This window comes from Ammoniphilus soli (assembly GCF_040813775.1).
In genome coordinates this window covers 95,073-107,754 of the sequence record NZ_JBEGDL010000002.1, presented here as the reverse complement: position 1 = coordinate 107,754, position 12,682 = coordinate 95,073, and the positions used below count along the sequence as shown (strand labels likewise).

General features: G+C 43.3%; 11 protein-coding genes. 4 read left to right on the top strand and 7 right to left on the bottom strand.

The annotated features are described in order from the left end of the window. Positions 1-110: 110 nt before the first annotated feature. From ABLT31_RS05185 to ABLT31_RS05160, 6 genes are all read right to left on the bottom strand, one after another. Positions 111-1,406 carry an ATP-binding protein gene (locus ABLT31_RS05185; protein WP_367749451.1) on the bottom strand — a complete coding sequence of 432 codons (1,296 nt, stop codon included), beginning with the start codon at positions 1,404-1,406 and terminating at the stop codon, positions 111-113. A 262-nt stretch (positions 1,407-1,668) separates the two neighbouring features. After that, positions 1,669-2,331, bottom strand: coding sequence for a YwaF family protein (locus ABLT31_RS05180; RefSeq protein WP_367749450.1), 663 nt, complete (start codon positions 2,329-2,331; stop codon positions 1,669-1,671). A gap of 157 nt (positions 2,332-2,488) precedes the next feature. Next, the gene (locus tag ABLT31_RS05175; RefSeq protein ID WP_367749449.1) at positions 2,489-3,565 is read right to left on the bottom strand and encodes an NAD/NADP octopine/nopaline dehydrogenase family protein; all 1,077 of its coding nucleotides are present in this window, start codon (positions 3,563-3,565) and stop codon (positions 2,489-2,491) included. Between the two features lie 11 nt (positions 3,566-3,576). Next, positions 3,577-5,544 carry a TRAP transporter permease gene (locus ABLT31_RS05170; protein WP_367749448.1) on the bottom strand — a complete coding sequence of 656 codons (1,968 nt, stop codon included), beginning with the start codon at positions 5,542-5,544 and terminating at the stop codon, positions 3,577-3,579. Positions 5,545-5,585: 41 nt separating this feature from the next. Next, positions 5,586-6,638 carry a TAXI family TRAP transporter solute-binding subunit gene (locus ABLT31_RS05165; RefSeq protein ID WP_367749447.1) on the bottom strand — a complete coding sequence of 351 codons (1,053 nt, stop codon included), beginning with the start codon at positions 6,636-6,638 and terminating at the stop codon, positions 5,586-5,588. Positions 6,639-6,662: 24 nt separating this feature from the next. After that, a complete protein-coding gene (locus ABLT31_RS05160; RefSeq protein ID WP_367749446.1) occupies positions 6,663-7,109 on the bottom strand; it encodes a GntR family transcriptional regulator in 447 nt (148 codons plus the stop codon). A 309-nt stretch (positions 7,110-7,418) separates the two neighbouring features. Between ABLT31_RS05160 and ABLT31_RS05155 the strand changes: the two genes are divergently transcribed. From ABLT31_RS05155 to ABLT31_RS05145, 3 genes are all read left to right on the top strand, one after another. Next, positions 7,419-8,516: a glycosyltransferase family 4 protein gene (locus tag ABLT31_RS05155; protein WP_367749445.1), complete on the top strand. Its 1,098-nt coding sequence runs from the start codon at positions 7,419-7,421 to the stop codon at positions 8,514-8,516. Between the two features lie 81 nt (positions 8,517-8,597). Next, a complete protein-coding gene (locus ABLT31_RS05150; protein WP_367749444.1) occupies positions 8,598-9,350 on the top strand; it encodes a glycosyltransferase family 2 protein in 753 nt (250 codons plus the stop codon). A 160-nt stretch (positions 9,351-9,510) separates the two neighbouring features. Continuing rightward, positions 9,511-10,797 (top strand): purple acid phosphatase family protein, encoded by a 1,287-nt coding sequence (locus ABLT31_RS05145; protein ID WP_367749443.1) that lies wholly within the window; start codon positions 9,511-9,513, stop codon positions 10,795-10,797. A 48-nt stretch (positions 10,798-10,845) separates the two neighbouring features. Here ABLT31_RS05145 and ABLT31_RS05140 read toward each other — a convergent pair whose 3' ends face one another. Then, the gene (locus tag ABLT31_RS05140; protein WP_367749442.1) at positions 10,846-11,553 is read right to left on the bottom strand and encodes a glycosyltransferase; all 708 of its coding nucleotides are present in this window, start codon (positions 11,551-11,553) and stop codon (positions 10,846-10,848) included. Between the two features lie 163 nt (positions 11,554-11,716). Here ABLT31_RS05140 and ABLT31_RS05135 point away from each other — a divergent pair, with 163 nt between their 5' ends. After that, the gene (locus tag ABLT31_RS05135) at positions 11,717-12,637 is read left to right on the top strand and encodes a reverse transcriptase domain-containing protein (RefSeq protein WP_367749441.1); all 921 of its coding nucleotides are present in this window, start codon (positions 11,717-11,719) and stop codon (positions 12,635-12,637) included. Positions 12,638-12,682: the final 45 nt, after the last annotated feature.

Below are 12,682 nucleotides of genomic sequence, written 5' to 3'. Positions count from 1 at the left end.
TAACTTGAAAAGCATAGAGTTTAGATATCTGAATTTTTAGATTACTTTTGTTTTCCACCAAATAATATTCATTTAGATAATTTCGTACCGTTAAGTCTATATGCTAAATGCTAATGATTGATTTTTATAGGTAAAATGATATCAACGGTTGTTCCTTCATTTTCTTCACTTTTTATGTTTATTTGCCCTTGATGGGATTCAATAATTTTATAGCTAACCATTAATCCTAAACCTGTTCCCTTTTCTTTTGTAGTATAAAAGGGTTCACCTAGCTTTATCTTACGTTCCGCAGGAATTCCATATCCTTGATCAATGAATTGGACCAAAACGCTGTCATGTCCTTGCATTTGAACTCTGATTAGAATAGTACCCTCATTTGGTGTTGCTTCAATAGCATTTTTGAGTATGTTGATAAACACTTGTTTTATCTGATTCTCTTCACACTCAATCATGGGAATGGAGGATTGAAAATCAATCGAGATTTGAACATTGTTTAAAATGGCTTGGGATTCAAGCAATCCAATGACATTTTGTAATATGATACTAAGATCTTTACGCTGGAACTTAGCGACCTGTGGCTTTGCAAGGAGCAAAAATTCACTAACAATAAAATTGATTCGATTTAATTCGGATAGCATGATATCGTAATACCTTTGATTTTCATGATCTTTCGTTTGTAGTAATTGAACAAAGCCTTTTAGGGAAGTTAATGGATTTCTGATCTCATGGGCAACACCTGCTGCTAACTCACCTACAACTGCAAGCTTATCTGATTTTCGCAACAGTTCTTCAGTCTTTATCCGTTCGGTTATGTCAAGGAGTGTACCAATGATGGCAGGCTTTCCATTGTAAATGGTTACCGTCCCATGGACTTCCAAGTCAATCACACTATTATTTTTCATGATTCCCCGGTAACAGTAACGTTGGTTTTTGATTTCACCAGAAATGCGTTTGCGTATATTTTCAGATAGAAGAGGTCTATCTTCTGGATACACTAAATTCATAATATCGGTTTTTAATATTTCCTCTTGTGTATAGCCAAAGATTTGGGCATAACGGGGGTTTACATAAGAGAACCGACCATCTTGATATAAATATACGCCAACCAATGCTTCTTCTACCAAGCTGCGGTACTTAGTTTCAGCTTCTATTAAAGATACCTCTACTCGTTTGAGTTCGTTGATGTGACGGGCAATAAGAGAGTAAAGTATCCAAGCCGTTACAATAATAAATAGTAAACCTTTAATCACACCAACTTTATAAAATTTTTCAAGGTCTTTAACTAAAGTAAACAAGATCCTATCCGATAGAATGATCCATATTCCAGCAAGAAGTAAATAGATCAAAATAATCCTAAAAACAGGCCATTTTTCTTTTAATTTCTGAATATTAAAAGCGTTACTCATAACACTTTTGCACCTCTGAACTTCTATTTGCATTGATAAATTGCATATCTAACATTATCTGATAAAACACTAAACCATTCCACCACCATTTCCTACCATATAAAAGCCCTTTGTATCACGAATATGTAGCTATTGTATATAAATGTTGCAGTAAGCTGCCTAATACTTTAACAACCAAAAATAAATAAGGAGCAACAATACGGATGCCCCTCAAGAATAGATCTCCATTAAAACAAGCACTATAGTGGCATAACTGAACTGTCTAGGCCTTTCTCCTGGGATGGGGCAAATAGAGAAGGTGAAACAATAGAATCGTAACCCCCTCCAAACTCAAGATGTACCAAGGATGGGGGCCCATCACATCCAATAAGCTTCCTGCTGCAGGTTTTTCGATTAAAAATAGATAGTTTCCGCCCACTAGCATATTTAGGCCGTAAATTAAAATCATATAGATATTTAAATAACCTATTGTTTTCCAAAGGGAGCGATAGGTTGGCCGGTAGCCCTTTGTCCAGGTGAAATAAAAAATCGTCCAGAGGATCGCTGCATGGTTGATAAAGAAGTGAAAAAAGCGAAAATGCGGGAAGTCATAAAATAAATCAGGTGTGATCAAAGCCATGCTCGCTCCGCCTAATCCCGTAAAATACACAATTTCATAAGCCCACCGGGCCTCCGTAAAAATCAGAATAAGACAAAGCATGATACTCATGCTGCATAATTGAAAGGGTAAGCTGTAGGCTATGCTCCACTGCCCCATCAACACTGCCCATGCATGATATCCCAGCTCCAAGCTCAACATCAGGAAGCCCAAAAAGTAGCGAAACCGTTCATCTAATTGATATCGAAAACGGAAAATGAAGACTGAAATAAAAACAATGAGTCCTAACGTACCCAGATGTGTCATGGAAAATATCGTAAAGTCCATTCTCCTACCTCCTAACAAGAAATAACTTATCAATACGGCGCTATTGTCTATATTTCCTTCTTCCGCTCTCATTATCCTTTATGCTGTAGGAGCGACAAGCCTGCAAAATGAAAAAAACCTGAACTCCATAGATTGGAAATTCAGGGTTTAGTTCATGCTACGCTAAATACTGCTTGATATCAGAAGGGGTCATTCCCTCCAAACCAATTTCCCTTAGGCCTGCTCCTTTACTTCTTAAATTTTGCTTCACTATCATGCAAGCTAAGTCAATTAACAAATCGATGCAAGGCGTTTTCACTTCAAGCGCCTTCCCAAGAGCAGACATGGGAATGAGGCCATAAGGAATATCCTCATAAATATAGCGATAGTTTAATGTCGTCGGTGCTTTTCCTATCTTATAGGCCGGATTATTTTGAAATCCTTCATAAAGTGTATCGGCTTCGACCTGATAAAACCTTCGAAGGAGATCTAGCGAGGAGTCCAACTCGATACCGAGTGCTTTCCCAAGATTTATGCGCTCCTGATCCAGCTGTTCAATCACATGAACGACCGACTTAGAAGCTCCCTCCGGATAGAAATAGAAGTCTCCTGGCGACTCAACCCGACCCGTATTCAGCAACAAAATAGGAACGTGGAATACGGGGTTCACGTTATTTAAGGTCGTACGAATCACACTTGAAGCAGGCATAAGCTGGGGGTACACGCCCCCTAAGGTTTGCATCACCCTACCTGAATAATGAGACGGGAGGGCAGCAAACTCCAGTCCTTCCTTAATCTTCCTAATGTTGACATGCCCCGGAGCAATTGCTCGGCAGGTATAGATTAACGATTCTGTTTCAGCTACGACCACATCTTTTGTCATGCCCAAATCCTTAAATGTACTGACGAATTCCATCGCTCCCCAATAACCTGGGAATATTAAAATCACCTGTCCATCTAAAAGATAAGGAGCGATCGACTGGGCAACAGGCTTATGGGCAGTTGCCGTTGTCGTAATCATAATGGCATCCGCATCTTTTACCGCTTCTGCCAGATTACTTGTAGCTCGAAGCGGGGCAAAGCCCTCCAACACCCCTTCGACATGGATTCCACCTGCCCTATTAATGGCCTCAATCAGCGAATCCTGAATATCATATAGTCCTACCTCATGACCCAGAAGGGTCATATGCGCAGCCATGGATTGTCCGCCGTTTCCGGCACCGATAATGGCAAATTTCATCTTTTGATCCTTCAAGATAGACCTCCTCAAGTGGCTTTTTCCATCTGAGCGTCATGAGCTGTCGTTACTTCTGTTTGCTTTTTGAAAATAAAGACCCGTAAAGCAATGGCGACAAGCAAAAGACCTATCCCCAGGTAATCGGTTAGGGATCCTGGCTTGATCAGCATTAAGGAAGACAAGCCTAGAATCAAGCGCAAGAAGAGGTTAGCTGTTCCTCCAAAAAACCATCCCTGTATGGCGCAAGCTAAAGAATAGGTACCGATCAGGGCCGTAATGGCCGTCAGGATTATCTTAAGCATGCTTCCTTCCCATAAGAGGGTAGGACCATAGACGAACATGAAAGGAACAATAAAGGCGACGATCCCAAGCTTGACTGAGGTAACAGCCACTTCCATAGGTTTGGCTTTGGCAATTCCCGCACCCGCGAAGGCAGCCAAGGCTACAGGCGGCGTAATCGCAGACAAGCAGGCAAAAAAGAAGACAAACATATGCGCTGCCATCGGGGAGACCCCCATCTGCACAAGAGCTGGAGCGACAACTGCCGCCGTAATCAAATAAGCAGCTGTCGTGGGAAGACCCATTCCCAAAATAATACTGGCAAGCATGGTCAGTACGAGTGCGATTGGCAACGAGTCTCCCGAAAGGGAGATGACCACACTTGCAAATTTCAAACCAGAACCCGTAAGATTCAAGACCCCTATAATAATTCCTGCTGTCGCGCACGCGGCTATCATCCCGAGTGCGGATTCCGCCCCCTTAGACAAACTCTGCAGAATATCCTTCCAGCCCATCCGCGATTCTTTCCGAAAAGCGGACACGATCAAAGTCGTGGCAATGGCCCAGATGGCTGCCTTGATCGGGCTGGCATTCATGATCGCCAACACATAAATCAAGACAAGCAAGGGGATCATCAAGTGCCCACTTTTCTTTAGCGCTTCAATCGGCTGGGGCAAGCTTGATTTCGGTAGACCCTTCAAACCCAATCTTGCCGCTTCCAAGTCAATCATTATAAAAACCGCAGCAAAATAAAGCAAAGCTGGAATAATCGAAGCCTTTACGATATCCATGTAGGGAACACCAATCAGCTGGGCCATAATGAAGGCCGCAGAGCCTAAGATCGGAGGCATGATTTGTCCCCCTGTCGACGCTACTGATTCCACTGCACCGGAGAATCTGGGCGAGTATCCGATTTTTTTCATCAGCGGGATCGTAAAGGCGCCGGTCGAAACTACATTGGCCGTAGAATTACCCGATACCGTCCCGAATAAGGCACTGGCTACAACCGCTGTCTTCGCCGGGCCCCCTCTGGCGCTTCCCGTGGCTCCCAAGGAGAAATCAATGAAGAATTTTCCTGCACCTGAGGCATTCAAAAAAGCACTGAATAGGATAAACAAGAATACGAAGCTTGCCGAGGCCCCTAATGGAACGCTGAAAATAGCATCCATACCCGTCGTATAGCTAATGAGCCGCTCCCAGCTATATCCCCTGTGACCAATAGCTCCTGACAAATAATTCCCGTATTTGGCATAGAGAAGAAAAATAATGGCCAGGACAGGAAGAGTCTTGCCCGATGTTCTTCTTGTCGTTTCCAAAACAAGCAGGATCAAGATCACGCCAACGAGTAAATCCGGACCTGTTGGGGAAATGCCCACGCGATATATCAACTCTTCCATTTCCAGGATGATATAGATTCCTGATACGAGCATCAGACAGGCTAGAATATAATCTAGTGTTTTAATTGAAGCGGTTTTCTCCTTATTTCGCCCCGGGTAAAGAAATAGAATCAATATGGTGGCCAATCCCAAATGGACCGTGTAGAGAATCCAAGGGGTGACTGGGAAAAAACCCAATACATAAATATGGTAGAGAGACATGGCAACCGCAATCGCGGTTACCACCCTCCCTTGAAATCCGGTTAGACGTCGTGCCGTACTTCCTTCGTCACTTATTTCACAGTATTCCGTGTAGACCTCCAATTCTTTTGTCTTTGTCATGTAGACTCCCCTTTCTATCCGATGCTATTGGTTCGATCTGCTTACTTCATTTCAGGCAGAAGCAAGTTTTCAGGAATCTCGATTCCCTGCTCCTTGTAATAACGGACGGCACCAGGATGCAAAGGGATACTGCTCTTCGTCACATTTTCGATGACAGTTTGTTTGGCGCTTGGGTCGACAGCCAGTAAATCCTGCTGCTTCTCAAATGTCGTTTTTACGAGTTCATATACAAAATCTTCTGATAAATCACTCGAGCCAATGGCATAGTTCCAAAACTCTACGACTTTCGTGTCCTCTGTCTGATGCTTATACGTTCCCTTCGGAATCACGCCTGTCAACCAGTATGGAAACTTATCGGTAATTTTCTTTAATTCTTCATCCGTTAACCCGATATGCTGAACTTCGTGGGTTGTCTCCAAATCCAGCATAAAAGGACCTGGAACTCCTGTGACCGCAAAGCCGGCATCCACAGTACCGTCTCTTAAGTTCCCCACCGCGGTATTGGTTGGCAACCCGCTGATTTTAGAAGGGGTGATACCCAAAATATTCAACACTTCCCGGCCTGCTACGTCACTGGTGCTGCCTGGTGCCCCGACACTGATATGCTTGCCGGAAAAGTCCTGAATGGTCTTTACGGGACCATCCTTTAAGCTGTAGGTATGAAGCACACTAGAGTACATGGGGAACAATCCGCGTATTTTATCATATTTTTTGTCGGCCCATCCCACCCCGTTGTAAGCTTCACCTGCCAGCCAAGTAGTTGCAAATCCAAGTTCCATCTGTCCTTCTTGAATCAACTGGATATTGGTGTTCGGTCCGACTGTGACCTCGACGGAGATATCGGTATTCGCTACACTCTCATTCATGATCTTGGCCCAGCCGCCACCCCAGACATAGTAGGTGCCGCCTTGACTCGAGGTACCCAGCAATAGCCTTTGTATCTCCCAGCCTCCCGCAGACTTTTGCTCTGCGGGAGCCTTTGGAGTGACTGAATCCTGGGGCTGAGGCGCACTCGTTTCACTCGAGCCGCACCCCGCCAAAACAGCTAAGCTCAAACCCAAACTCACTAAAGCTCCTGACCAATATTTCTTCATCCCTCTTCCCCCTTAAGTGGATGTTTAGCGATCCTCAGAATAAAACAAAAGCTTGCAACGGTCTCCTCGGAAGATACTCTTATTTAAAATAATCGGGCGGCCTTGTGTATCCATCCCCAGCTTGGTCAATTTCAATGCAGGCTGTCCTTCCACTACCTCCAGCACTTGGGCTTCATAGGCAGAAAGCAGTACTGGCTCAATAAAGGTTTTTGTTTTGCTAATGTGCACATTATATTTCTCAGCCAGTAGATCAAACACTCGACCTTCGAAGTTATGGCTAAGAAAGTCAGGAAAAGGCTGCGCTTTTAGGTAAGACTTTTCAAGTACGGAAGGCTCGTTTTCATCCTTAAAATAGCGTAAGCGAAGAATCTCATAGACCTTTTCATCCGGCGCGATATCCAGGGCTGCGGCTATAGATGGAGAACAACGGATTTCCTTCAAGCTAAGAGGAACGTGCTTTGTCCCCCACATCAACTTAAAATATTCAAAAAATTCAATTCAGTCCTTCCTCTTTTGCTCTTGCTTATTGCAGTCATACGGAAAAGTAAAAAGGCGGTCAGGGACTGACCACCTTCTTTCCTTTATTTTTCCACTTTTGCTTCTGTTATATTCTCTAATATCCGCTATTCCATTATCACAAACTACCAATTAATTCGTATAGATGAAGTGAATAAGTAAAAAGCTTCATTAGATATATCAGGGTTACCAAACCCCCTTTTGAAGAAACAAAGCAGTCATAAATTTATTTTGATACATTCCTTATACAAGGATGTGAATCAGATGAGGATTTTGATGGTCGCTCCCCCTTCCTTCCCCGTATCTGCAAGTACAGGCAGTTCTGTTGAAATCTGCATGCTTGAAATCGGCAGACGGTTATCCAAGCACCACCAGGTCACAATTATCAGCCGCGCGTCAGCGGGGCTTCCCTCTCAATCCCGTTTCAATAAACTTCGCATTATCCGAATTCCTGTTCGAGGTTATTGGCAGAAGGTGATCCATTATGCCAAAATCCGAACATTTGATTTCATCCAAGTGGATAACCGCCCTGAGGCTGTTTCTTTGTTAAAGTCCCATTTACCTTCTGCACGCATTGTCCTCAATCTTCATTCCCTTACGTTTATGCGCAAATTAAGCGCTCAACGACAACGGAGAGTCATGAAGGATGCTCAAGCGATCCTATGCAACAGCCATTATATTAAAAATCACTATCGCAAGCTTTTCCCCCCTTACACCACAAAGATCCATGCCATTCAGCTTGGAACTGATACTAGTCGCTTTAAACCCCCAACCCTAGCAGAAAAATACCGCCTGCGTGCCCGTTTTTCGGTTGAAGACACGTTCAATATCTTGTACTGCGGACGCATCATCCCGCAAAAAGGAGTAGAGCTGCTTATTCAAGCGGCAGCCATAACGAAAAAGAAATATCCTTTTATCCGTGTGGTCCTTGTTGGGCCATCAAGCCAAACCTACCTGAGAAAGATCATTTCCTTGGCCAAAAGACTCCATGTTCCTCTGAGCATTGCCGGGAAGATGAAGCCTTCCCTCACGCATCGTGCCTATTGGCTCGGAGACTGCTTGGTTTTCCCCACCCAGTTTAAGGAGGCTTTTGGCTTAGTCAATGTGGAAGCCATGGCCAGCGGACTCCCCGTTATCGCTTCGCACCGAGGAGGGATTCCAGAAATTCTAAAAGGAGGAAATGGAATCACCGTTCGCGATTATCGAAATCCACAGGCATTTTCTCGGGCAATCATACAGCTGATATCCTCTCCTTCCCAAAAAAGAAAACTGGCAGCCACTGGTCAACGGACAGCCCTTCAGCGTTATAGCTGGAAAAGAGTGGCAGCTGATTATCATCGTTTTTATTCGAGGCTCTTATAAGGTACCTGACCAAGGGGGTGGGCTTCCAGCCCGCTCCCAACCCAGACTATGAGCATAGGAATGAATAAGGAGGCAAAACCCATGAGAAAAACAAAAGAAGGTGTTTCGATTATAACCTGTACCAATAAGACAAAATTCAAGAAAAACATCTTCACCAATTACCGCAATCAAGCCTTAAAAAACAAAGAACTGATCATCATTCTTAATAATGATAAATTAAGGCTGAACAAATGGAGGGCGAAAGCAAGAAATTTCCAGCATGTTTCCGTATACCAAATTCCTGAAAAAGTTTCTCTCGGCAGCTGTTTAAATTTTGCGGTGAAAAAGGCAAAGTACAACTATATCGCTAAATTTGACGATGATGATTTTTACGCCCCCGCCTACTTGTCCAACTCCCTGCTTGCTCTAAAAATCTCCAAAGCCGATATAGTAGGAAAAAAAACGCACTTCTTGTATATGCCTGACAGCCAGCTGTTGGTCATTCGCAATCCCTTTGCGGAAAATCGCTTGGTCAGACGCGTGGAGGGCGGTACAATCCTCGCTAAGCGGAGCGTATTTAACCGGGTGAAATTCCGCGACGTTTCTTTAGGGGAAGATAATCGATTCTATGAGGATTGCCGGGCTAAAGGCTTCAAAATCTTTGCTACCAATCGTTTTTTCTACACGTACATGAGAAGAAACAACAACAGGGACCATACCTGGAGAACTGACAAGAAATTCCTGCTTCGGAATAGTATTAAAGTTGCTAAAACGAAGAACTACCGCTTCTATGTGAATCCACGTAATGCTGCTTCAAGTGCAACGAAGCTCACAAGATTTTACCGTAAATTATAAAAGGGCAATAAGACTGTCGAAGTACTTGTACAGTCTTACTGCCCTTTATTCTTGCCCTGGCCTTCCAGATTAACAAATGATTAACAATTTGTTTCACATAGGATAAAAACTTTTACAAATAATACGACTGTCTGTACTTGCAATACATGGGAGGTAAATGATGAATAAGCTTTGGAAAATGTCTGCCGCTCTCATCCTGCTCATCTATCCGATTGGATGCGGCATGCAGAACCGTCCTGAAGAAAACTCTCAACACCATCGCAATATCCAAAACGTTCAAGAGATGCCTATACAGCGTAGGTCATCCTCCCCTATCCAAGATTTTAGGGATCCGGGCACCGGAGAGAAGGAAAGCATCATTTCCGATGATCCCCTCCATCCTAATGCAGAAATCCGAGCATTTGATGATTTGGCACTTGAAAGGGGGCCTTATCTGCAAAATGGAACGGGCAACAGTGTTTGGGTCATCTGGAAAGCGAAACAGGCACATCGGGGCAAATTGGAATACGGCACTTCTGAGTCAAACAAGAAAACGATCATTCCAAAGGAATACAAATCAGAGCAACGCGTCCGGATTACGGGCCTGACACCGGGAAAAAAATATTACTATCGCATTTCCATCAATGGGAAATCTACTCAACTGTATTCATTTATGACCAATAAGAAAGAAGGGGACCATTTCCGAATGCTCGTGATGGGCGATTCGGGCATTGGAACAACAGCTCAGTTTAAGATGGCTAACCTGATTTCCCGCTATCCTTACGATCTGGCGATCCATCTTGGAGATATCATCTACTACAAAGGGGAGCCCCAATATTACGATTCACGGTTCTTCAACCCTTACCAAAGGATTTTAAGCTCTGCCGTCATGTATACGACGCCTGGAAATCATGATCGCGCTCAAGCCTATTATGATAATTTTGTTCTCCCCGAAAACGGGCCGGCACAAGTGAAAAAAGAAAGCGTATATTCCTTCGACTACGCGAATGCTCATTTCATCAGCTTAAATTCCAACTTAAGATCAGAAGATTTAACCCGCTTTGTGGTACCTTGGCTGAACAAGGATCTGGCTGCCAATAAAAAACGCTGGACATTTGTTTTCTTTCACCACCCTCCCTTCACAGCCGGAAAGTACTCCGGCACCTATGAAGTGGAAAACATGAAAAAAATCATTGTTCCTGTACTCGAAAAGTACAAGGTAGACCTTGTCATGAGCGGACATGAGCATTTTTATCAGCGCACCAAGCCGATTAACGGAATTACCTATCTCATTAACGGCAGCGCGGGGATGGAATTGGGCCAAAAAAGACATAACTATGCTTATGTAGACAAGATTTACAACAGCCAGCATAATTTTACGGCTATAGACGTGAAAGGAAGCGCTGTTTTAATCCGCACTATGAACACAAACGGCGAAATTGTAGACTCTCACTGGATAAGAAAATAGCGATAAGAGCAAACTCCCGTGCCATCGTTGGTACGGGACTTATTTCATTCATGGCAAGCCTGGATGTTTGCGGTTAACAAAATTCAAGATATGAGACGTCTTCGCGACTTTTTTTGATGTCTTTATTAAATACTCACGATCGGCTTTCCAGGTGTGAAGCTGATCCTTGCGCCTGATATAACAATAATTGAATCTGCTAGTAGAATAAATCCGATAACCCCTCAACCGGCAATCCCGAAGAAAGCGCTGATCTTCCCCAAGAGAACGGTCGGCAAAGGGTACTGCTTGCATGACGTTTTTTTTCGCAATAATCGTTCCCCCATGAACCAGTCTCGATGGGCGATTTTCCTGGCCTGGAAATCGAATCCTTAGCTGCTTGGTGCCTTTCCAGAATATATAATAGGAACGCTTCCCTATGACATCTGCATTTGTTTTCCGAATGTATTTCATAGAATCGGTTAAATAATACGGACCATAGTAATCATCATCATCACACTTCGCAATCCATCCATATTTCGCTTTTTGGACTGCAAAATTAAGACATTGACCAAGGGAAATGCGTGCCGGAAGCAGGAAAACCGAAACGTTCTTATAGTTCCTTGCAGCGTTCTTCCACTTTGCTAAATTCATCTTTTCACTGTTTATAACAATAATGAGTTCCTTCTTCTTCCACTTTTGGCGAGTAAAATTCGAAAAAATATTCTTCATAAACTTGGGTTTATTTGTACAGGTGATGACCGAAATACCCCTGCTCAATGAATTGCACTCCTTCCTCTGTTCCTTACAAGCTCTATTATTCTAGTATTCTATGTAAAAGATTAGCAAATGGGAACAGTTCCAAAGCCCTTTTCATGATCACAATTTCCAACGAAAACATATAGATAGAATGGTAAACAAAATGACTAAAAGGGGTAGGATAATGTCCAAAAACAGATTATTTCGTATACCCAAGAAAGTCGTTTGGGATGCAGTCAAGCAAGCCAAAAAAGGATGGGTTATAGGTATAAATCGCCGAAGCATCCGATCTTTCGGATTGCAGCCAAAGCGATTGCATGAATTGTGGGAACAGATGTCATCCGGCAAATATGTTCCTGCTCCTGTTCGCAGAGCCTATAGGCGCAAACCGACCGGCGGGTGGAGACCTCTAGGAATTCCTACCGTGAGAGATCATGTCGTGCAGACGTTATTAAGAGATCATTTGTCATCTAGATTCAATGGGCGTTGGCATCCCAACTCTTTTTTGCATTTGCGTGGCAAAAAAGCAAGAAGAGCGGTTCTTGAAACCGCCCGTAAGCGCTGTTTGCGTTATAATTGGGCCCTTATTCTAGACATTAAAAAGTATGGGGACAACATAGACCATCGGATCCTCATGAATATGCTAAAAAAACATTTCGATAATCCATGGGTACTGCTCTATACCCATCGAATGCTGAAGGTACCTGCACAATTGAAAAATGGAACGTTAGAAAGACGGAACAAAGGGCTGCCGCATGATAACAGTCTTAGCTTTTTCCTGGCAGACTTCTACTTGCACGATATTTTTGACCAGTGGATGAAAAAGAATCATCCTCATCTTCCTTTCGAGCGCTATGTTGACGATATAATTATTCATTGCCGCAGTGAAGCCCAAGCCAAAGCCCTATTGTCCCAGGTTACAAAACGATTCAAGCGATTTAAGCTGGAAAAAAACAAGAAGAAAACAAAAATCGTATACTGCAAGGATGGAAATCGAAAAGGCAGCTATAAGAACATTGCCTTTAACTTTCTGGAATACACCTTCCGTTCACGTACTAAGAAATTGAGATCCGGAAAACGAATCGCTCTCTTCGGTCCGCGATGATACAGGAAAAAGCTGTCGAAGTTATTTATTCGACAGCTTTTCCAC

Excerpts from the sequence above, each read along its gene's own strand:
- ABLT31_RS05155 (WP_367749445.1), top strand. The coding sequence starts at position 7,419 with ATGAGGATTTTGATGGTCGCTCCCCCTTCCTTCCCCGTATCTGCAAGT.
- ABLT31_RS05185 (WP_367749451.1), bottom strand. The coding sequence starts at position 1,406 with ATGAGTAACGCTTTTAATATTCAGAAATTAAAAGAAAAATGGCCTGTT.
- ABLT31_RS05170 (WP_367749448.1), bottom strand. The coding sequence starts at position 5,544 with ATGACAAAGACAAAAGAATTGGAGGTCTACACGGAATACTGTGAAATA.
- ABLT31_RS05165 (WP_367749447.1), bottom strand. The coding sequence starts at position 6,638 with ATGAAGAAATATTGGTCAGGAGCTTTAGTGAGTTTGGGTTTGAGCTTA.
- ABLT31_RS05180 (WP_367749450.1), bottom strand. The coding sequence starts at position 2,331 with ATGGACTTTACGATATTTTCCATGACACATCTGGGTACGTTAGGACTC.
- ABLT31_RS05160 (WP_367749446.1), bottom strand. The coding sequence starts at position 7,109 with ATGTGGGGGACAAAGCACGTTCCTCTTAGCTTGAAGGAAATCCGTTGT.
- ABLT31_RS05145 (WP_367749443.1), top strand. The coding sequence starts at position 9,511 with ATGAATAAGCTTTGGAAAATGTCTGCCGCTCTCATCCTGCTCATCTAT.
- ABLT31_RS05150 (WP_367749444.1), top strand. The coding sequence starts at position 8,598 with ATGAGAAAAACAAAAGAAGGTGTTTCGATTATAACCTGTACCAATAAG.
- ABLT31_RS05135 (WP_367749441.1), top strand. The coding sequence starts at position 11,717 with ATGTCCAAAAACAGATTATTTCGTATACCCAAGAAAGTCGTTTGGGAT.